Below are 20,402 nucleotides of genomic sequence, written 5' to 3' on the forward strand. Positions count from 1 at the left end.
CCGAACCGCCCGAGTCACCTGGCCGCACCGCCCGAATCACCTGACCGCCCTGGCCGCCTCACCGGCCTAGCCGCGCTGGTCGACCTGCTGCCCGAGGAGCATCTTGACGTACATGGCAATCCGCAGTACGTGCTCGGGTGGAACCTGCCGCACGGTCTCGCCCGTCTCCCGGTCGACCACCTCCGCCACCACCCGGCCCGTGGCCTCGTCCAAGTGAAACTGGAGCTGGTAGCTGAAGGGGTCCCGGGGCAGGTCGGGCAGGGGTGGCATCCACGGGCTGAAATTACCGGGCAGGGTGTCGCCTGTGGTCGCGCCCGCGGAAGCAGCCCCGTCGCCCGCAGCCGCGGCGTGATGCGCCGGGCCGGCGTGAGCCGCCAGATCGGCGTGTCCTTGGACCCCGGCGGCGCCGGGGCTTCCACCAGGACCGCGGAGGCCACGAAGGCCCGTGGCCCCAACGATGGCTCCAGCACCACGAGCCGTTTCTGGCGCGGGAAGAACAGGCCCCAGGTGCTCGGGGCCCGGTTGTGCGGCCGGGGTGGGAGCACCGCCCGCCGCCAGAAGGGGATGGAAGGCTGCCCTAAGGGGTTCCTGGGGTGAAACCATCACGGACCTCACGTCTCCCTGGCCGAACTCCGCAGCGAAACCAGTGACACACGGCAGGCCTTATCCACGGTAGGCCGGGCCCGGTTTACCGAGTGGACCGCAGGTGCACCGGGTTCACCCACCCGACCCAGTCCCGTATGCCACGCTTAACCGTTTGCCCGTCGTATCGGTTGGACGCGCTGGATCGTTTACGGTACCGGGGTCCTAATCTCGTTGGAACTGCCCGGTCTTCCCCTCCTCCCGGGACTGTCCACTCGACCGCCATACATAGCGGAGCCGGCCGTCGCCTGACGGCCGGCTCCCCATGGGGGCTCCGCTCCGGTCCGGTGAGGGGGAGTTCACCACGGACCATACATGGGGGAGTTCGGTGGATCGGACGACGCCGCCACCTGAGTTGGGGGAGTCTACGCTTTCGCTTAACCCTGCAGCAGCTGCAGGACCGCCTGGGGCATGGCGTTGGCCTGCGCCAGCATCGCCGTGCCGGACTGCAGGAGGATCTGGTTCCGCGTGAAGTTGGCCATCTCCAGCGCCATGTCGACATCGCGGATGCGGGACTCGGCCGCCTGCAGGTTCTCCACCGCCACGCCCAGGTTGGCGATGGTGTGCTCGAGACGGTTCTGGATGGCACCGAGGTCGGCGCGCTGGCCCGAAACGCTCTCGATGGCGCTGTCGAACGCGGTGATGGCCGAACTGGCGGACGCCTGGGAGGTCACGTCGAGACCGCTAACCGTGAAGACTTGACCATCGCTCAGCGTACCTAAGCCGCTCGCATCCAACACCACATTGCCCTTGCTATCAATGAACTTGCCGGCCGTCGTCGGATCTTCGGTCGCGACCACGTTGCCGCTGCTGTCCTTAAGGGCCTTGGAAGCCGCATCGTACGTGTACGTACCGGCCTCAAGGCCACTGTTCGTCAAGGAAACCGTACCATTGGCAGTCACGCTGGTGCCCGACACGGTGACGGTGCCGCTCGTCACCGCCACCGAGAAGGTGATCGTGTCGTCGTTGCCCGCCCCTGTCCAGTTCTTGCCGTCAGTTGACGTCGCTACAACGGTGCCGCTGGCATCGACCAGTTCGTAGCCGCCGCTTCCACCTGCCTGGACAGTGTAAGTTCCATCCGCAATCTGCTGCGTCGTGTCGCCTCCTGTGCTTAGCGTTCCGCTAACCGTCGCCTGGGCCTTGACCTCGTCACTGACCACGCCCAGGCTGAAACCTCCCATGTTCCCGATCTTGACCGAGATGTTCTGCCCGGCATTGGCTCCGGTCTGGAAGGTGATGCCATCCTGCTCGAACGACCCGTCCAGCAACTTCTGGGTGTTGAACTCCGTGGTGCGGGCGATGCGGCCGATTTCCTGCGCCAATTGGTCGATTTCCTTCTGGATCTGCGCCCGGTCCGCCGCTGTGTTCGTATCGCTCGCCGCCTGCACCGCCAGCTCCCGCATCCGCTGCAGGATACTGTGGCTCTCGTTCAGCGCGCCCTCCGCCGTCTGGATCAGTGAGATGGCGTCCTGGGCGTTGCGCTGGGCGGTCTGCAGGCCGGCGATCTGGGCCCGCATCTTCTCGGAGATGGCCAGGCCCGCCGCGTCGTCGGCCGCCCGGTTGATCCGCAGGCCCGACGACAGCCGCTCCAGGCTCTTGTTGAGCAGGCCGTTCGTCTGGCTGAGGTTCCGCCAGGCGTTGAGGGCGGCCACGTTGTGGTTGATCCGCATCGGGTACAGCCCTCCCTGTTCCGGGTTCTACCCCGGTGACGGCATGCGCGCCTGCCGGCCCGGGGTGTGCTTGGCTACCCGGAATATCGAGGGGAGGGGACTGCCATGTTAGGGCGGGCACGGTCCCATTTTAGGCGGTCAGTATCCAACCTCCACGCCGAACAACCGGCTCCAAACGGATGGGAACCCAACGCGAGGTGCGACTCCTGCGAACGCGAGATTGCGTTCCGCAGTGCGGGTGAAAACGCCGTTCGGGTAGAGACAACCATTGATTGGACATCTGATTGGACATCCGAAGGCCACCGGTGTGGGACAGTCAATAGCCCGTACGACGGCCAGCCAGGTCAGGATCGGCCCGCCCCCACCGCCCCGCCCAGCAGCTCCTCCAGCACCAGGGCCACGCCGTCCTCATCGTTGCTGGCGGTGACCCGGTTGGCCGCGGCCCGGGCGGCGGGGGAACCGTTGGCCATGGCCACACCAATGCCTGCGAACTGGAGCATCTCGATGTCGTTGTCCCAGTCGCCGAAGGCCACCACCCGCTCCACGGGTACCTGCAGGTGGGCGGCCAGGCGCTCCACCGCCCAGCCCTTGCACACGGGGGCGTCGGACACCTCCACGGCGTAGAGGCCCGGCTCCAGGTCGGTCCCCGCCAGCACCCGCACCGCGTCGCCCCACTCGGCCGTGATCCACCGGCGGAAGGCCTCCGCGCCCTCGTACCGGTCACGGACCAGCACCCGGACCGCCCCGACGCTCACCCACTCCAGCAGGTCGGGCACCTCCTGGGTCAGGCGCCCCGCCTCGAAGAACCAGGAGGCCTTGGGCAGCCGGGCCCCGGGCTCGTAGAGCATGCGGTCGCCGTGGGGATGGTCCAGGTCGTGGAAGAACAGGGACACCCCCAGTTCCCGGGCCTTCAGGATGGCCTGACGGGCGAACTCGGCCGGCAGGGACTGTTTCCACACCGGCCGGTCGGTCAGCGGGTCGACGGCCACGGCGCCGTTGTGCACGATGCAGGGCGTGCGCAGGCCCAGCTCCTGGGCGAAGGGGCGGCTGGCCACCCAGCGGCGGCCGGTGGCCAGGCAGACGTGGTGACCGGCGGCCACGGCCGCGCGGACCGCGTTCTTCACCCGTGGGCGCAGCCGGCCCTGGCTGTCCAAGAGGGTGCCGTCGACGTCGAGGGCGATCAGGTAAGGGAGCAAGGGGCATCCTCCTTTGAAGATCAAACCGCCTCTTATTATAGGGTTACAGGGCAGCCCGGGGCCCAGGGCGGGGCGGGGCCATGCTGAGCCGGGATCCCGGGCATGCGGGGTCCTCGCCGGTTGTGGTTGTGGCTGTGGTTGTGGTCGGGGTTGGGGTTGCGGTGGCGCTGGTGATGATGGTGCAGGTGCGGTTACGGGGCAGGCGACTTCGAGCACCCCGGGCTCCCACTCAGCCATGCCACGAGGGCCCGGGCCCGGCTCCACCCTACCGGCGACGCTGTATAGCAACCGGGGATCACGTTCCGGAAGGCAACGGGGACGACGGGGCCCGGGCGGCGGGTTGTCCGGGGCGTCGCCCTGCAGCCTCCGGTCTTCCGCCTAGCCCGGGCCCCAGCTATTGACCCCAGATATTATTGCCGTGGTCGATCGCCCGGTAGGTTGCCCGGCGAACTACTGCGGGTAAATCACGGCGGCGGCGGGCGACGCTAGGCTCTACCCGTGGTTGCGCCGCTGTGCAGATTCGTTCGTCATGCCCGCCCTCGGGCCATGCTGGCCGGCATGCTCACCTGCAGCCCGCCCTCGCCCGCGGCCCGTGCTGGCCTGCGGCCCACCCTCGCCTGCGGGCCGTGCTCGCCTGCGGACCACTCGCCTCAAGCCCGCCCTCACCCGCGGGCCATGCTCGCCTTCAGGCCGGCCTCGCTTGCGGCGGGCCGCGGTCACGGGCGGGTCCTGCCGGGAGCCCTGTGGCCAGGCCCAGACCCGCCTCCGGCCCCCGCGCTCAGTCCGCCGTGCCGCTGGCCAGCCGCCGGCCCGTCGCCTCGACCACCTGCAGCGCCCGGTCCGTCTCTTCCAGCACCCGGGCCAGGGCGGTGGCCACCCGCTCGCTCCCGTAGGTCTCGACCAGCCGGTCCAGCTCGGTGCGGGCGGCGGGCGATACCTGACCCACGTGATGGCGGAGGAGTTGGAGCAGGGCCTCCCGCGATTCCCGGTTCTCACCGGCAACCGGAGCGGCGCTGCGCCAGCCCGTACCTGCCTGGTACCGCGTGCGGAGGCGGCCCGCATCACGGTCCCGCCAGCTGCCGGTCGCCGGTCTGGCGGCGCCCCCGGCCGTTTCCAGGTTCCCGCTGCCGCCCGGTCGGGGCCCGTGGCTCGGGACACCGTGTTCCGCCGGCCCGTGGTGGCCCGCCGGCCCGTGGCCAGTTTTCCCGGCGGTGCCGGCCGCGCCGGCCGGATCACTGCCCTGCCGCGCCAGGCTGCGCGGCGCTCCCGGGCCCCGCCGGCCATCGCCGCTCGTGCCGCCCGGCAGCCGGTATCCAGGGCCGCCGGCAGAGCCTTGGGAGCCCTTGGCGCCGGCCGCCGGACCGGGGCGGCCGGTTCGTCGGGCATGGGGGCGGCGAGCCCAGCCGGTGCCGTACCGGTAACGGGCGCCCGTCACGCCATGGCGGTGCAGCTCCAGCAGGCGGTCGGCGTAGCGGTTGGCCAGGGGCTGCTTGCCGCCCAGGCGGCGGGTGGAAAAGGCGTACTTGCCGCTGTTGGGATCAAAGTGCACCACTTCGACCTGGACCCGCTCGCCCTTGTAGAAGTAATCTTCCGCCCGTTCCACGTACCAGTCGGAGATCTCCGAGATGTGGATGAGCCCCCGGCGGCCGTCGTCGGTCACGAGGAACGCGCCGTAGTTCACGATGCCCGTGATGGTGCCGTGGACCCGGGTCCCGGGCGCCAGGGGCACAAGCCCGGCCAGGTCCCGCACTCCCTCGCCCGCTGCCGCCACCGGCCCTGCCGCCGGTCCCGCCGCCGGTACCATAGCAGCACCGGTTCCCGTCCCGGCGGGAACCGTGGCGCCGGCCGCCCGGGCCGGTTCCAGGGCGACGGGGACGCGACCTTCCCGCTCCGGGCCCGGGCCGGTGCGGCCGGTTCGTCCGGCGAGGTCAGGGGGCGGAGCAGGCGCGGACGGCACCGGCGATGGCACGGGCGGTGACGCGGGCGAATCCTCCTCAGGAAGCAGGGAATCCTTCATCGCATCCGGCATACGGGAAGACGCCTCCTCAAGGCCGGGGCCGGGTTCCGCCACGCCCGGCCGCAAGCGATACCACGCCACGGGTACGGCATATCTGCATGTAGGTTATGGAATATGCACCCGCCTTATCCAAAGTGAGCAGGTCGGCCAGGCTTTTCACCATGTCCATCCAGGGCCGGGCAACGGACATGCAAGGGGCAACGAGGACCGAGGTTGCCGTGCCGGTTGCGCCCGCTGGTGGTTCGGGTGCCAGGGTTCCCACGTGAGGAGAATAGTTCAAGGCCGGTGCCAACGGTTCCGGGTCAAGGACGGTTCCCGGTCAAGCGCCCTGGGCCGGGGGCCCCTCAGGGGGTCGATGGGACGCCTACGGAGTAGCCGGTCACCTACCGCAAAGCAAAACTCAACTCGGCTTCGGCGGCCAGCTCGCCGTCCACGGTGGCGCGGGCGCGGCCCTTGCCCAGGGGACCGCGCATGGCGATGATCTCCACCTCGATCTCCAGGCAGTCGCCCGGGATCACGGGCCGGCGCCAGCGCACCCGGTCGGCGCCGGCGAAGAGGGCCAGGCGGCCGCGGTTCGCGGGGACGGACAGCACCGCCGCCGCCCCCACCTGGGCCATGGCCTCCAGGATCAGCACCCCAGGCATGATGGGCCGACCGGGGAAGTGACCCTGGAAGAAGGGTTCGTTGGCGCTTACGCACTTCCGGCCCACCGCCCGGCGTCCCGGTTCGAGGGAAAGAATCCGGTCGACCAGGAGAAAGGGGTAACGGTGGGGCAACACCTCGAGGATCGCCTGGATGTCCAAGCTCCCCTGGGGCTGATCCTGTTCCGCCATGGGCTGGTCCCAGTCCTCCACGCTGGCTGGTCGCGAACCTCCGCCACCCAGGCTGCCCCGGTGGCCGACCCGGTACGAAGGTTCGTCACTAGGATTCAGAATTCGCCGCCCCCCGCCGTCCCCCTTCTGGATGGAAAATAAAGGGGGGCCGGATCGCCGGCTCCCCTTGGCGCCGCTGTCCCTGCCACGGTGGTCCTTGTCACCCCGGGCCGGGTGGATGCGGGTGGCAATGGGCGGCTCAGCCGCGGGCCTGCTGGTAGCGGCGGGCCACCTCGTCCCAGTTGACCACGTTCCACCAGGCCGCCACGTAGTCGGGCCGCTTGTTCTGATACTTCAGGTAGTAGGCATGCTCCCACACGTCCAGGCCGAGGATGGGCGTATGACCCTTCATGTACGGGCTGTCCTGGTTGGGCAGGCTGTAAAGCTGCAGGTCGCCCTTCTCGTCGACCACGAGCCAGGCCCAGCCGCTGCCGAAGTGGGTCGTGGCCGTCTTGGTGAACTGGTCCTTGAAGGCCTCGAAGCTACCGAAGGCCTTGTTGATGGCGTCCGCCAGGGCCCCGGTGGGCTGGCCGCCGCCGTTGGGGCTCATGATCTCCCAGAAGAGCGAGTGGTTGGCGTGGCCGCCGCCGTTGTTCCGGACCGCCGTGCGGATGTCCTCGGGAACCTGGTCGATCTGGCGCAGGAGCTGGTCGATGGGCTTGTCCTGCAGCTCGGGGTACTTCTCCAGGGCGGCGTTGACGTTGTTGACATAGGTGGCGTGGTGCCGGTCGTGGTGGATCCGCATGGTCTGCTCGTCGATGTGGGGCTCCAGGGCGTTGTAGTCGTACGGCAGGGGCGGCAACTGGTAAGCCACCGGCAATCCCTCCTTGAATCGGCAGGTGCGCAGCGACCGGCTCCCGGGACGAACCGGCCCCGGCGCCTCCGGTTGCGGGGACAGGCTGGCGGCAGCACAGCAGGTCCGCCCCGCCAGGACCGGCCCGGTGGCACCGGAATCCTGCCCGTTCCCAGGATCCAGTCTTTCCTGCGCTCGATTACGAGTATATACCAAGCATCGGCAGCTTTCATGCGGGGCCCCCGGGGGCCGGGCGGGGGCGGGAAGCTGGCCGGGGGACCGGCCGGGCACAGGGCGGAACGCCGGAAAAGGGCCGGAGTCCGGGCGGCGCCTGCCGCCCGGACCCCGGCCGCATCAGGGGGGAGGCCCATGCGGGCCGTCGGGCTAAACCGCTAACAATCTTGGGCGCATGCACTGGAGTGCATGAGCGGTGCCTCAGGAGCGCAACCGGTTGATCAGGCCCAGCATCTCATCGCCTGTGAGCACGGCGCGGGCGTTGAGCTGGTACGCCCGCTGGGACGCCAGCAGCCGGGTCATCTCCAGGGCCAGGTCCACATTGGACTGCTCCAGCATCCCCTGCCGGATCCACCCCGCTCCGTCCTGGCCGGGCGCCCCGGCCGGCACCGGGTTGCCGCCCAGGGCGTACAGGCCCTCGCCCCGGCTTTCCAGGGCATCGGGCGCCGGCGGGACCATCACCGCCAGCCGCCCGGCGGGCACCTCGCGACCCCCGACCAGGAGGGCCCGTACCTCTCCGTCCGGCGATACCACCCAGCCGCGGGATCCCGCCGGGAGCAGGAGGGGCTGACCGCCGGCCGCCAGCAGAGGCCGCCCGGCGCCGTCGGTGACAAGAAGCGCTTCACCGGCCTCCCCACCGCCGGGGACGCCGGCGGGTACGGGGCTGGCCGCAAAGGTCCCGCCCCGCGTCAGGAGGACCTCACCGGTGCCGGGATCGGCCACCTGCAAGAAGCCTGCACCCTCGATGGCCAGGTCCCAGGGGGAACCCGTGGCCTGCAACGGACCCTGGCTCCACAACCGGGGTGTGGCCGCCAGGCGGACGCCGTGTCCAACCTGGACGCCTCCCGCCGCGGCGGCAGGAGGCGCCACCGGCACCTGGGCCGCGGCGTAAACCAGATCGGCAAAGTCCGCCCGGGCGGCCTTGAAGCCCGGGGTACTCACGTTGGCCAGGTTGCCGGCGGTGAGATCAACCTGCCGGGCCGCGGCCGCCATGCCCGCGGCGGACGACCAGAGGGCCCGCTGGATCATGTGACCCGCCCCACTTCCTGGATGGCCAGCCCCAGCGTCTGATCCTGGGCCTGGACGGCCCGCTGGGCGGCCTCGAAGGCGCGGAAGTTGGCCAGCATGGCGACCACCACCTGCACCGGGTCGACGTTGGACTGCTCCAGCACCCCCTGGCGCACGGGCGTGGCCGCCGGGACGGCGGGACCGGACTCGGCCGTTGCCTGCCACAGGTTGTCACCCACCCGCCGCAGGCCGGCGGGGTTGGCGAAGGTGACCCGGGCGATGGTGCCCAGGACCGCGTCCCCCACCACCACCTGGCCGTCGGGCCGGACGGTGAACTGGGCACTGCCCACCAGCAGCGGCTGGCCCGTGGTGTCCAGGACGGGCGAGCCGTCGGGAGCCTGGAGGTACCCCTCGGGTCCCACGGTGAAGTTGCCGGCCCGGGTGTAGGCCGGGCCGCCGGGGCCCATCACCACGAAGAAGCCGTCCCCCTCCAGGGCCAGGTCCTGCGGTCGCCCGGTGGTGACCCAGGGTCCGGGCCGCATGTCGGCGCCCGGTTCGGCCACTACCGTACCCGTGCCCAGGGGCCCCACCACCGGGGCTCCCGTCCCGTCGAGCCGCGACAGCAGGAGCTCGGGAAATGCCTCGGTCACGTTGCGGCTCGCTTTGTACCCGGGCGTGTTGACGTTGGCCAGGTCGCCCGCCAGGCGCTCCTGCTGGAGCACCCGGGCCAGCATGCCGCTGGCCGCGGTGTAAAGACCTCGCAGCACCGGATCACCCCTTCCGCCACGCCAGACCCCGCGATCGCCCCGCCCCGCCGGCTGGCCGTCCTGCGGCATGCAACCGGCCGCCGCGAGATGCAGCCGGCCGCGAAACACGAAACCCCCGGCGGCAACCGGGGGTGGAACATCCTGGCGCCGCGCCGGGTTCGGCGGGCGAACCCGGCGGCAGATCCCTTCCACCCGTTCGGCAGCCCGGCCGTCATGGCCGGCGGGAGGGGCTGGAACACCTCGCTGCAGGAACCGGCCCGGCTGCTCTCCGGAACCGGAGCCCGGCCGGGGCTGGCGCCTCCGTACCGGTCCGGTGCCAGGTTCCCTGTCCCGGGAACCTGGCCCGACTCCCGCATTCCGGTGCGCGCCGGGCGAGGCGTCCCTCCGTCCCGCCGTGCGGTAGACCCGTGGCTTTGCGCCCCCGCCTTTCGGCGGGTTTGCCTTTATCGCGGCGTGGTCACGTGCCGTGTCACGGTCGTGTTGCAGCCTGTGGTGCCTCGGCCGTACTTTCGCCGAGGTGCATCGCCTGATGCGCGGGACCACGTCTTAGAACGTACGGCCTCAGGAGGCTTTACATGCCCACCCATTCGACACCTGAAGGGGAATTCCTTCCCGGTCCGGGCGACCGGTATGCCTTCCAGGAACCGGCGGCCGTCACCCGGCGATGAGCACGCCGTCCAGGCGGTCCAGCATGCCCAGGGCGATGCCGGTACCCAGCGCCACGGTCAGCAGCGGCTGTTCCGGCTTCACCACGGGCAGGCCCGTGGCCCGGGCGATGCGCCGGTCCAGGTCACGCAAGAGGGAGCCGCCTCCTGTCAGCACCAGGCCGCGGTGCAGGATGTCGGCCGCCAGCTCGGGAGGAACCCGCTCCAGGGTGCTGCGCAGGGCCGCGATGAGGGCCGAGACGGGTTCGTCCAGGGCCTGTTGCACCTCGGCGGCCGTCAGGTGCAGGGTGCGGGGCAGTCCGGTCACCAGGTCGCGGCCGCGAACCTCGAACTGCTCCCCATCCCCCTCCGGCGGCTCGGCCCGGCCGATGGCGATCTTGGCCTGCTCGGCGGTCCGCTCCCCGATCAACACGTTGTACCGGCGCTTGACATGGCGCACGATGGCCTCGTCGAAGGTGTCGCCGCCCACCCGGGCCGAACCGGCCACCACCACCCCGCCCAGGGACAGGACCGCAATGTCCGTGGTGCCGCCGCCCACGTCGACCACCATGTGGCCGCCGGGCTCGTGGATGTTGAGGCCGGCCCCCAGGGCGGCGGCGACCGGTTCTTCCAGGAGGTAGACCTTGCGGGCCCCCGCCTCGTAGCCGGCCTCGATGACCGCCCGCCGCTCCACGGTGGTCACCCCCGAGGGGACGCACACCACCAGCCGCGGCCGGACCCCCAGGCGTCGGGGCATGGCCCGCTGGAGCAGCATCTTGAGCAGGGTGGCGGTGGCGGTGAAGTCGGCGATCACCCCGCCCCGCAGGGGCCGGGCGGCCACGATGTGGCCCGGGGTGCGGCCCAGCATGCGGTGGGCCTCCGACCCCACGGCCAGCACCCGCCCGGTTTCCCGATCGATAGCGACGACGGAAGGCTCGTTGAGCACGATGCCCCGGCCTTCGACGAAGACCAGGGTGTTGACCGTTCCCAGGTCGACCCCCAGGTCCCGGACGAACCCGACCATAGCCTGTCCCCCTCCTGACCGCCCGGCAGCCGCCTGGGCGACGGCGGGGAACCGGCGGGATGTCCCGGTGCCGGCGGCCGCGCCGGGGCCTCAGGGCTGGCAGGAATCCGTCTGACTGTGGCGCTGCGGTTGCTGTGGCGGATTTCTTTGCCATAAGGCCGCGTTCCTCTTGACCGCCGCTTCACCGACGGGTTCGATGCCGTGCCGGCCGGCGAAGGCGAATTCGTGGGTTGTCCGTCCCGTGGCCGGAATGGGGGGCGGCGGGGGCCGCGTCCGGACGGGCCCTGAAGGGGGCGGGAAGGAAGGGGGCCGGGCTGCGGGCCGGGATCAGCCGGGTGGAACCCGGCGGGCCGCCGCCACGGCCGCGTTCGTCCAGGGGCCAGGGCCGGTGCGGGCAGGGACGGCGCGTCAGGCCCCGACGGGGGGCTCCGAAGGGGTTTGCCTGGTTTCCTGGCCCCGTTGTTCCTGCAGGTACTTGAGGCGGGTGGCCTCGCCGCCCCGCAGGTGGCGCTCCGCTTTGTTGGTCTCCAGGACCTGGTGGACCTTGGCCGCCAGCTGGCTGTCGATCTTGGGCAGGCGCTCGGTGACGTCCTTGTGGACGGTGCTCTTGGAGACACCGAACACCTTGGCTGCCTCGCGCACGGTGGAACGGGTGCGAGCGATGTACGTGCTCACCTCCACCACGCGCTTCCAGATGTAGTCCTTCACCGACCTGCCCCCTTCGCCCTGGTCTGGTACCATCTATATGAGGGCGTTAGGCAAACATACCTTGGCCGCAGGCCACCGGACGGCCGCGGACGGGCGGACAGGCCCGCTGGGTCACCGGGCCCGCCAGGGCGTGGGGGCGGCTCACCCTGCCAAAGGCCGCGGCCCCGCTCCCCCGAGGGGGCTCGGGGGAGCGGGGCCGCGGGTGGTACGGGGCTGCGGGTCCCCCGGCAGCCGGCGCCGGGCCCGGTGCGGTTTTCCGGGCCGGGCCCGGTTCTCCAGGCCGGGGCCGGTTCTCCGGCCGGGGGCTGGTTCTTCCGGCCGGTTCGTCCGGCGGGAGATCCTCCTAGCCGATCAGGGTCTGCGGGTCGACGGCCTCGTCGCCACGCCAGATCTCGAAGTGGACGTGGGTGCCGGCGGCCGCCTCGATCCGGGCCGACTGGCCCGCCTTGCCGATGGCCTGGCCGCGCCGCACCTGCTGTCCGGCTTCCACCGTCGCCTCGGCCAGGCTGGCGTAGACCGTGCGGTACCCGCCATCGTGCTCGATGGTCACCGTCAGGCCGCGATCGGGGTCGCGGTGGACCGCGACCACCCGCCCGTCGGCGGCGGCCACCACCTGGGCGCCCTCCTCGACCGCCAGGTCGACGCCGGGGTGCCAGCGCCAGTCACCCATGGTCTCGGAGTACTGCCAGCCGAAGCCCATGGCCGTCTTGCCGCTGGCGACGGGCCAGATGAAGGCCGGAGTCGTCTCGCCCGTGACTTCCCGGGTGGGCACGTTGTCCCGGGGTTGCGCCGGTGTCCCCGCCTCCGTGCCGGCCCCGGCCTGGCCGGTCATGGGTTCCGGGGTGGCCGTGCTGGGTGCCACGCCCTGGTCGGCACCCGTCTCCAAGGGGGTCTGCTCATCCAGGGAAGCGGTCTCGGGCCCGCTCAACCCCGGCCAGCCCTGGAAGTACAGATAAGACCCGATGAAGACGGCCACCAGCACGGCGAAACCCACCAGCGACCGCAGCGCCGGCCGCCCGCGCATCCTGGCCATCCAGCCGGCCAGCCGGCCCGCCAGGCGGCTCTGCCCGCTTTGCGGGGTCTCCTGCATGTGGCACCACCTCTGGGCGGTAGTGTTACCAGGGCTGGTGCATTTATGCAGGAAAGTGCGGCTTTCACCGGACGCACCGGCAGCAGGGCCGTGGCGTAGGAGCCCGGCGGGTCGGCCCGGGCCAAGGGGCAGGCCGTCCGGTCCCGATGGCCGGACCCGCCGACGGGCCGGGCGGGCTTCCCGCCGGAGACGGGTGGGCTACTCGCTGAAGATGGGCCGCAGGCTGGTCCCGGGGTAGTAATGCCGGAGGATCTCCTCGTAGCTGTGCCCCTGGCGGGCCATTCCGTCGGCACCGTACTGGGACATCCCCACCCCGTGGCCCCAGCCCCGGATGGTGAAGGTCAGCTGCTCCCCCTGCCGGTGGCACGTCCACCAGGTGGAGGGCAGCTCCAGCCGCTGGCGGAGCTGGGGACCGGTGAAGGTCTTCTCGCCCACGGTGGCCCGGCCCACGCGCCCCCCCGGCGAGGATTCGACCCGCGCAAAGCACTGCTCCCCCGGCAGGTCCCGCACGACCTTGGGGTCGACCTCCAGGCGGCGGGCGAACTCCTGCAGGGTCATGGTCCGGGTGCTGCGCCAGTGGGGTGAGGCCGTCTCCCACGGGGAGTCCACGGGCCGCAGGTAAGGCACCTGGTTGCCCCAGACGGCGGCAGCGTCCTCGGTGCGCCCGCCGGAGGTGGAGTGGTAGACCGCGTCGATGGGCGCCCCCTGGTAGACCAGGATCAGGCCGGCCGTCTCCTGCACCGCCTGCTGGATCTTCCGGGCGAAGCGCCACCCGTTCAACAGCCCCCAGTCCCGGCGCCGGGCCTCCAGGGGCTGCCAGGCCTGTCCCGTCTGCGGGTCGCCGCAGACGTCCGCCTCCGCGTGTTCGCGGCAACCCGGCCCCCCGAAGACCTGCATCTGCCGCACGGTGTACGTGCGGGCCGCCACCGCCTGCGCCTTGAGGGCTTCGATGTGGAAGGAAGCGGGCATCTCGGCGGCCACCACGCCCGTCAGGTAGACCTCCAGGGGCAGGGCTTGCACGCCATGCTGTCCCGGAATCCACACCCGCACCGGCAGCTGGCCGGGGTCCAGGGGCACGGCCGGAGCCTGAGGCGTCTCGATACGCAGGCCCCGGGTCAGCACCACGAGAAAAGGCAGCAGCACCGTCAGCACCAGCGCCAGGAGGAACCAGCCGGCTACGGGGCGGCGCCACGCCGGCCGAACAGGCAAGGGCGATCCCTCCCTCGGATTCGGGACATCTCTATGCAACGGGGAGGGGGGACATGCCTGCGCCGGCACCACGGGGACGGGGGCCCTGGGCACGAGGCCCGGGAAGATAGGGGTGCAAGACCTTCATAAAAGCGGTGCGAGCCCCGGGTCCATGGCTCCGGGGCCCGCGTTCGGCCGAAAGGGTTCGGAGTTCCTGGCGCCACCCGGCTCCGCGACGGCGGATCCGGCGCCGCGCGACCTGCGCTGGGCGGCCTGGTGCAAGGCCTAGTGCAGGAGCAGGGCCGCCGCCAGCGGGTCGTCCTCCGTGGACAGACGCGCCACGTCGGCGCCCAGGGCCCGCAGCTTCTGCTCGATGGCCACGTAGCCCCGGTCGATGTGGTGGACGCCGCTGACCTCGGTGATCCCTTCGGCCCCGAGCCCGGCCAGCACCAGGGCCGCACCCGAGCGCAGGTCGGTGGCGGTGACCGGCGCACCCTGCAACCGTTCGACCCCGGTGATGATGGCCGTCTGCCCCTGGATCTGGATCCGCGCACCCATGCGGCGCAGCTCCGGCACGTGGGCGAAGCGATTCTCGAAGAGGGTTTCGGTCACCGTGGCCGTTCCCTCGGCGGTGACCAGGGCCGCCATCATGGGCGCCTGCAGGTCGGTGGGAAAGCCCGGGTAGGGCAGGGTCTTGATGTCCACCGCCTTGGGCCGGCTGCTGATCGCCACGGTCACCTCGTCCCCGTCGACCACCACATCGGCGCCCATCTCCCGCACCTTGGCCAGCAGGGACTTGAGGTGTTCCGGCACCACCCCGGTGACCGTCACCTGGCCGCCGGCCACCAGGGGCGCCAGCAGGAAGGTGCCCGCCTCGATGCGGTCGGGGATGATGGTGTACGTCCCGCCTCCCAGCACCGGCACGCCGTGGATCTGGATCACCCGCGTGCCGGCGCCGCGCACGTCGGCTCCCAGGGTGTTGAGAAAGTTGGCCAGGTCGACGATCTCCGGTTCTTCCGCGGCGTTTTCGATGGTGGTGGTGCCCTCGGCCAGAACGGCGGCCATCATGATGTTCTCCGTCGCCCCGACGCTGGGTACGTCCAGGTAGATCGAGGTGCCGCGCAGCCCCCTGGGGGCCCGGACCTCCACCTCGCCGCCGCTGACCTCCACGTCGGCGCCCAGGGCGGCAAAGCCCTTCAGGTGCAGGTCGATGGGACGCTGCCCGATGGCGCAGCCTCCGGGCAGGGCGGCCCGGGCGCGTCCCAGGCGGGCCAGCAGCGGTCCCAGGACCAGGATGGACGCCCGCATGCGCCGTACCAGGTCATAGGGCGCGGCGTACTGGAGCTCCGCCGCCGGGTGGACGGCCAGGGCACCCTCCCCCGTGGACTCCACCGTGACCCCCAGCTGGGTCAGCATGCGGGTCATGGTGACCACGTCGTCCAGCGACGGGATGTCGTACAGCAAGCAGGTGTCTTCCGCCAGCAAGGTAGCCGCCAGGATCGGCAAGGCCGCGTTCTTGGCTCCGCTGATCCTCACCTGACCCTGCAGGGGGCGCCCGCCGCGAACCACGATTCGTTCCACCGTCTCAACCCCCTCCAGGGCCACGCCCGCAGGCGGGCGGGCCGCAACCGGGACACGCCGAGCGCCGGGGCCCCACCCTGCCGCGCGGTGCTCCGTTCCGTGGCACCGCGCACGCTGCCGGCGCACCTTCGGCGTGCCCGCCGATAGGGGATTCGCGGGCGGCCGCCCGGTTATGCGCCCGGCCGCCCTGGGGCGGGCGGGGGCCGCCGCGTGGATCCCCATGTATGTTATCGTCCCCGGCCCGTCCGGGGTTCCAGGCGGCTCCTGGGAAGGCGCCCACCGCCCTGGGGGTTGCCCATCCTGGGGGTTGCCCACCCGTCGCGCAGGCCCGGTCCCCGCCGTCCGGCGGGTGGACCTTCGCCGGCCCCGGGGGGCGGCGACCGGCCCGGGCGATGCGTGCCCACGCAGGCTGCGCGCCGGCGCGGGGCCGGCGCGCAGCGGCGGGTTCAGGCCAGGTCGCCGGTGTCGGCCCCGGCGGCCCGCAGCCGGTTCAGCGCCCGGTTGAGGGCCGCCCGCGCCCGTTCAAAGTCCCAGTTGGCCTCCCGTTCGGCCAGGCGGCGGCGCGCCCGCTCGGCCGCCTGGCGCGCCCGCAGCACATCGATCTCTTCGGCCCGCTCGGCGGCGTCGGAGAGCACCACGGCGTGGTTGTCCGCCACCTCGAAGAACCCGCCCGCCACCGCCACCCGGCGCCGCTCGCCGTCCTTGCGGTAGGTCAGGATGCCGATCTTCAGGGCCGCCACCATGGGGGCATGGCCGGGCAACACGCCCAGCAAGCCCTCGGCCCCCGGCACGATCAGCGAGTCGACCTCCTCGCGGAAGACCACCCGCTCCGGCGTGATGACCTCCAGGGTGATGGCGCGCTCCGCCATGGTGTCGCCCCTCTCAGACCAGGGTCTTCGCCTTCTCCACGGCCTCGTCGATGGTGCCGACCATGTAGAAGGCCGCCTCGGGCAGGTCGTCGTGCTTGCCCTCCAGGATCTCCTTGAAGCCCCGGACGGTCTCCTCGCGGCTGACGTACTTGCCCGGCGTGCCGGTGAACACCTCGGCCACGAAGAAGGGCTGGGACAGGAAGCGCTCCAGCTTGCGCGCCCGCTGCACGATCAGCTTGTCCTCTTCCGTCAGCTCGTCCATGCCCAGGATGGCGATGATGTCCTGCAGGTCCTTGTAGCGCTGCAGCACCTGCTGGACGCCGCGGGCCACCTCGTAGTGTTCCTGGCCCACGATGTTGGGGTCCAGAATCCGGGAGGTGGAGGCCAGCGGGTCGACGGCCGGGTAGATGCCGCGCTCGGCAATGGCCCGCTCCAGCCGGACCGTGGAGTCCAGGTGGGCGAAGGTGGTCACCGGCGCCGGGTCGGTGTAGTCGTCGGCGGGGACGTACACCGCCTGCACCGAGGTGATGGAGCCCTTCCGCGTCGTGGTGATCCGCTCCTGCAGGTTGCCCATCTCGGTGGCCAGCGTGGGCTGATAACCCACGGCGCTGGGCATGCGGCCCAGCAGGGCCGATACCTCCGAACCGGCCTGGGTGAAGCGGAAGATGTTGTCGATGAAGAGCAGCAGGTCCTGGCCCTCTTCGTCCCGGAAGTACTCGGCCATGGCCAGGCCCGTCAGGCCCACCCGCAGGCGGGCGCCCGGGGGCTCGTTCATCTGGCCGAACACCAGGGCCGTCTTGTCGAGCACCCCGGACTCCTTGAGCTCGTGGTAGAGGTCGTTGCCCTCGCGGGTGCGCTCGCCCACGCCGGCGAAGACGGAGAAGCCGCCGTGCTTGTAGGCGATGTTGTGGATCAGCTCCATGATGATGACGGTCTTGCCCACGCCGGCGCCGCCGAAGAGGCCGACCTTGCCGCCGCGGGCGAAGGGGCAGATCAGGTCGATGACCTTGATGCCGGTCTCCAGGATCTCCGTGGCGGGGTTGACGTCGGCCACGTCCGGCGCGGGCCGGTGGATGGGATACCGCTTCTTGGCCTGGGGCGGCTCCTTGCCGTCGATGGGCTCGCCCAGGACGTTGAACATCCGCCCCAGCACCTCACGGCCCACGGGCACCGAGATGGGGCCGCCGGTGTCCACCGCCGGCATGCCGCGCTGCAGGCCGTCGGTGGAGGCCATGGCCACGCAGCGGACCACGTTGTTGCCCAGGTGCTGGGCGGCCTCCACCGTCAGGTCGATCTCCACCTCTTCGGTCTTGGCCTGGATCTTGATGGCGTTGTAGATGTCGGGCAGGTTGCCCTCGGGGAACTCGATGTCGACCACCGGGCCGATGACCTGCACGACCCGGCCCACGTTCTTCTCGGCCATTGCTGTGTTCCCTCCGGTCCTCGGCGCCTCCGTCCCGCCCGGTGCTGGACGAACCGGCCGCCTCCGGCCTGGCCCTCGCCGGTCCAGGCCCGGCCGCTCCGGGCCGGACCCGGCGGGGGCCGCCAGCCGGGACGGCTAGCCCTTGAGGGCCTCGGCGCCGCTGACGATCTCCGCCAGTTCCTTGGTGATGGCCGCCTGGCGGGCCCGGTTGTACTCCAGGGTCAGGGTGTCGATCAGCTCGCCGGCGTTGTCGGTGGCATTCTTCATCGCCGTCATGCGGGCCCCGTGCTCGCTGGCCTTCGCCTCCTGCAGGGCGCGGAAGACCAGGATCTGCACGTACTTGGGCAGCAGCGCCTCCAGGATGGCCTGCTCCGACGGCTCGTAGATGTATTCCCGCCAGGAGCCGGGCGTGGGGCCGGAACCGGGAGCCTGCCGTCCCGCAGGCTCGGCCCCGGCGGCGCTCGCGGCGCCCCGGCCCGGCTCCCCGCCGGGCTGCTCCTCCAGGCCGGCCACCGGCAAGAGGCGCATCACCACCGGCCGCTGGCTGATGGCCGAGCGGTACTCGGTGTAGATCAGCCGGACCTCGTCCATGGCCTCCGCCAGGTAGCGGTCGACCAGCCAGCGGGCCAGTTCCCGGGCCGTGGCGAAGTCCACGTCCTCGCCGATGCCCGTCAGCTCATGGGCCAGCGGGTAGCCCCGGCGGCGGAAGTGGTCGCGGCCCTTGCGGCCCACGGTGACCAGGACCGGTTCGACCCCTTCGGGCAGCTGGCGCAGTTCCTGTTCGGCCCGGCGGATGACGTTGGCGTTGTAGCTGCCCGCCAGGCCCCGGTCACCGGTGATGACCACCAGCCCGGCCCGGCGCACGGGCCGCGGCGCCACCAGGGGATGCTGGCGCGCCTGTTCGGAGCCTGCCAGGCGGGCCAGCATGGCCCGCAGCGCGGCGGCATAGGGGCGGCCGGAACGGGCGGCCTCTTCGGCCTTCTTCAGCTTGGCGGCGGCGACCATGTACATGGCGCGGGTGATCTGCTGGGTGCTGCGCACCGCCCGGATCCGCCGCCGGATGTCCCTCATCGAGGCCATGGCCACTCACCCTTCCCGGCCGGGCTCACGACGCCCGCTGCGCCTGCGGGGCGGGCTGCCCCGTGCCCTGTTGCCCCTCCGCCAGGAAGCCGGCCTTGAACTGCTGGATGGCCGCCTGCAGGCGCTGCTCGTTCTCCTTGGTGATCTCCTTCTGGGTGCGGATGGACTCCAGCACCTCCGGATTGTACCGCTTCAGGTACTGGAGGAACTCCCGCTCGAACTCCCGCACCCGTTCCACGGGCACGTCGTCCAGATACCCGTTGACGCCGCAGTAGATGGCGACGACCTGCTCCTCCACGGGCATGGGCTGGTGCTCGCCCTGCTTGAGGATCTCCGTCACCCGCTGGCCGCGAGCCAGGCGCGCCTGGGTGGCCTTGTCCAGGTCGGAGCCGAACTGGGCGAAGGCGGCCAGTTCGCGGTACTGGGCCAGGTCGAGGCGCAGGCGGCCGGCCACCTGCTTCATGGCCTTGATCTGGGCGGCCGAGCCCACGCGGGACACCGACCGGCCGACGTCGATGGCGGGCCGGACGCCGGAGTAGAACAGATCCGACTCCAGGAAGATCTGGCCGTCGGTGATGGAGATGACGTTGGTCGGGATGTACGCCGAGATGTCGCCGGCCTGGGTCTCGATGATGGGCAGGGCCGTCAGGGACCCTCCGCCCACCTCGTCGCTCAGCCGGGCCGCCCGCTCCAGCAGGCGGGAGTGCAGGTAGAACACGTCACCGGGGTAGGCCTCGCGTCCCGGCGGCCGCCGCAGCAGCAGGGCCAGCTCGCGGTACGCCCAGGCCTGCTTGGTGAGGTCGTCGTAGATGACCAGTACGTCCCGGTGCTCCTCGTACATGAAGTACTCGCCCATGGCGCAGCCGGCGTAGGGCGCGATGTAGAGCAGAGGCGCCGGCTGGGACGCGGTGGCGGACACCACGATGGTGTAGTCCATGGCGCCGTACTTGCGCAGGGTCTCCACCACGCCCGCCACGGTGGACGCCTTCTGGCCGATGGCCACGTAGACGCAGATGACGTTCTGGTCCTTCTGGTTGATGATGGTGTCCACCGCCAGGGCGGTCTTGCCGGTCTGGCGGTCGCCGATGATCAGCTCGCGCTGGCCGCGGCCGATGGGGATCATCGAGTCGATGGCCTTCCACCCCGTCTGCAGGGGCTGGTTCACCGACTGCCGCACGATGACGCCGGGAGCCGGCGACTCGATGGGCCGCGTCCGGGTGGCATTGATGGCAGGGCCCCCGTCGATGGGCTGGCCCAGGGGGTTCACCACCCGGCCCAGGAGCTCGGGGCCCACGGGCACCTGGATGATGCGGCCCGTGCGCCGCACCTCGTCGCCTTCCTTGATGTCCGTGTAGGGCCCGAGGACGACCACGCCCACGGAGTCTTCGGCCAGGTTCAGGGCCATGCCGTAGACCCCGCTCTTGGGGAACTCCACCAGCTCGCTGGCCATGACCTTCTCCAGGCCGTACACGGTGGCCACGCCGTCGGAGATCTGGATCACGGTGCCCACGTCTTCCAGCTCGGCGCGGCCCTCGAAGTTTTCGATCTGTTGCCGGATGACGGCGGTGATCTCTTCCGGACGAATGCTCACCAGCT

17 protein-coding genes and 1 riboswitch are annotated in these 20,402 nt (G+C 71.3%); all 17 genes read right to left on the reverse strand.

Features of this window, described 5'->3' with window-relative positions; translation table 11 throughout:
• Positions 1-66: 66 nt before the first annotated feature.
• Entirely contained in the window at positions 67-270 is a 204-nt protein-coding gene (locus ACZ5T9_RS01470) for a flagellar protein FlaG (RefSeq protein ID WP_464833557.1), read from the reverse strand.
• 749 nt (positions 271-1,019) lie between these two features.
• Positions 1,020-2,312 (reverse strand): flagellin N-terminal helical domain-containing protein, encoded by a 1,293-nt coding sequence (locus tag ACZ5T9_RS01475; RefSeq protein ID WP_464833558.1) that lies wholly within the window; start codon positions 2,310-2,312, stop codon positions 1,020-1,022.
• A gap of 344 nt (positions 2,313-2,656) precedes the next feature.
• On the reverse strand, positions 2,657-3,508 hold the full coding sequence (locus ACZ5T9_RS01480) for a Cof-type HAD-IIB family hydrolase (protein ID WP_464833559.1): 852 nt from the start codon (positions 3,506-3,508) through the stop codon (positions 2,657-2,659).
• Between the two features lie 778 nt (positions 3,509-4,286).
• Positions 4,287-5,537, reverse strand: coding sequence for a S1 RNA-binding domain-containing protein (locus ACZ5T9_RS01485; RefSeq protein ID WP_464833560.1), 1,251 nt, complete (start codon positions 5,535-5,537; stop codon positions 4,287-4,289).
• Between the two features lie 371 nt (positions 5,538-5,908).
• Positions 5,909-6,358, reverse strand: coding sequence for a 3-hydroxyacyl-ACP dehydratase FabZ (fabZ, locus tag ACZ5T9_RS01490; protein ID WP_464833562.1), 450 nt, complete (start codon positions 6,356-6,358; stop codon positions 5,909-5,911).
• Positions 6,359-6,596: 238 nt separating this feature from the next.
• Positions 6,597-7,211: a superoxide dismutase gene (locus tag ACZ5T9_RS01495; RefSeq protein ID WP_464833564.1), complete on the reverse strand. Its 615-nt coding sequence runs from the start codon at positions 7,209-7,211 to the stop codon at positions 6,597-6,599.
• A 414-nt stretch (positions 7,212-7,625) separates the two neighbouring features.
• Positions 7,626-8,453 (reverse strand): flagellar hook-basal body protein, encoded by an 828-nt coding sequence (locus ACZ5T9_RS01500; protein ID WP_464833565.1) that lies wholly within the window; start codon positions 8,451-8,453, stop codon positions 7,626-7,628.
• The gene (locus ACZ5T9_RS01505) at positions 8,450-9,199 is read right to left on the reverse strand and encodes a flagellar hook-basal body protein (RefSeq protein ID WP_464833567.1); all 750 of its coding nucleotides are present in this window, start codon (positions 9,197-9,199) and stop codon (positions 8,450-8,452) included. The genes ACZ5T9_RS01500 and ACZ5T9_RS01505 overlap by 4 nt, the downstream gene beginning before the upstream one ends.
• Before the next feature lie 395 nt (positions 9,200-9,594).
• A riboswitch (cyclic di-GMP riboswitch) is annotated at positions 9,595-9,651 on the reverse strand.
• 202 nt (positions 9,652-9,853) lie between these two features.
• Positions 9,854-10,867 (reverse strand): rod shape-determining protein MreB, encoded by a 1,014-nt coding sequence (gene mreB, locus ACZ5T9_RS01510; RefSeq protein WP_464833569.1) that lies wholly within the window; start codon positions 10,865-10,867, stop codon positions 9,854-9,856.
• Positions 10,868-11,275: 408 nt separating this feature from the next.
• Positions 11,276-11,575: a sporulation transcriptional regulator SpoIIID gene (spoIIID, locus tag ACZ5T9_RS01515; RefSeq protein ID WP_006904676.1), complete on the reverse strand. Its 300-nt coding sequence runs from the start codon at positions 11,573-11,575 to the stop codon at positions 11,276-11,278.
• Between the two features lie 343 nt (positions 11,576-11,918).
• A complete protein-coding gene (locus ACZ5T9_RS01520) occupies positions 11,919-12,665 on the reverse strand; it encodes a peptidoglycan DD-metalloendopeptidase family protein (RefSeq protein ID WP_464833571.1) in 747 nt (248 codons plus the stop codon).
• Positions 12,666-12,863: 198 nt separating this feature from the next.
• Positions 12,864-13,874, reverse strand: coding sequence for a stage II sporulation protein D (gene spoIID, locus ACZ5T9_RS01525; RefSeq protein ID WP_464833572.1), 1,011 nt, complete (start codon positions 13,872-13,874; stop codon positions 12,864-12,866).
• 264 nt (positions 13,875-14,138) lie between these two features.
• Positions 14,139-15,434, reverse strand: a complete 1,296-nt coding sequence (gene murA, locus ACZ5T9_RS01530; protein ID WP_464833574.1) for a UDP-N-acetylglucosamine 1-carboxyvinyltransferase — start codon at positions 15,432-15,434, stop codon at positions 14,139-14,141.
• Positions 15,435-15,880: 446 nt separating this feature from the next.
• Positions 15,881-16,303, reverse strand: a complete 423-nt coding sequence (locus tag ACZ5T9_RS01535; protein ID WP_006904680.1) for a F0F1 ATP synthase subunit epsilon — start codon at positions 16,301-16,303, stop codon at positions 15,881-15,883.
• Positions 16,304-16,316: 13 nt separating this feature from the next.
• Positions 16,317-17,726: a F0F1 ATP synthase subunit beta gene (gene atpD, locus ACZ5T9_RS01540; protein ID WP_006904681.1), complete on the reverse strand. Its 1,410-nt coding sequence runs from the start codon at positions 17,724-17,726 to the stop codon at positions 16,317-16,319.
• 135 nt (positions 17,727-17,861) lie between these two features.
• On the reverse strand, positions 17,862-18,806 hold the full coding sequence (gene atpG / locus ACZ5T9_RS01545; RefSeq protein WP_006904682.1) for an ATP synthase F1 subunit gamma: 945 nt from the start codon (positions 18,804-18,806) through the stop codon (positions 17,862-17,864).
• A 25-nt stretch (positions 18,807-18,831) separates the two neighbouring features.
• Positions 18,832-20,397 carry a F0F1 ATP synthase subunit alpha gene (gene atpA / locus ACZ5T9_RS01550; RefSeq protein WP_464833575.1) on the reverse strand — a complete coding sequence of 522 codons (1,566 nt, stop codon included), beginning with the start codon at positions 20,395-20,397 and terminating at the stop codon, positions 18,832-18,834.
• Positions 20,398-20,402 lie beyond the last annotated feature (5 nt).

The organism is Thermaerobacter nagasakiensis (assembly GCF_055396825.1).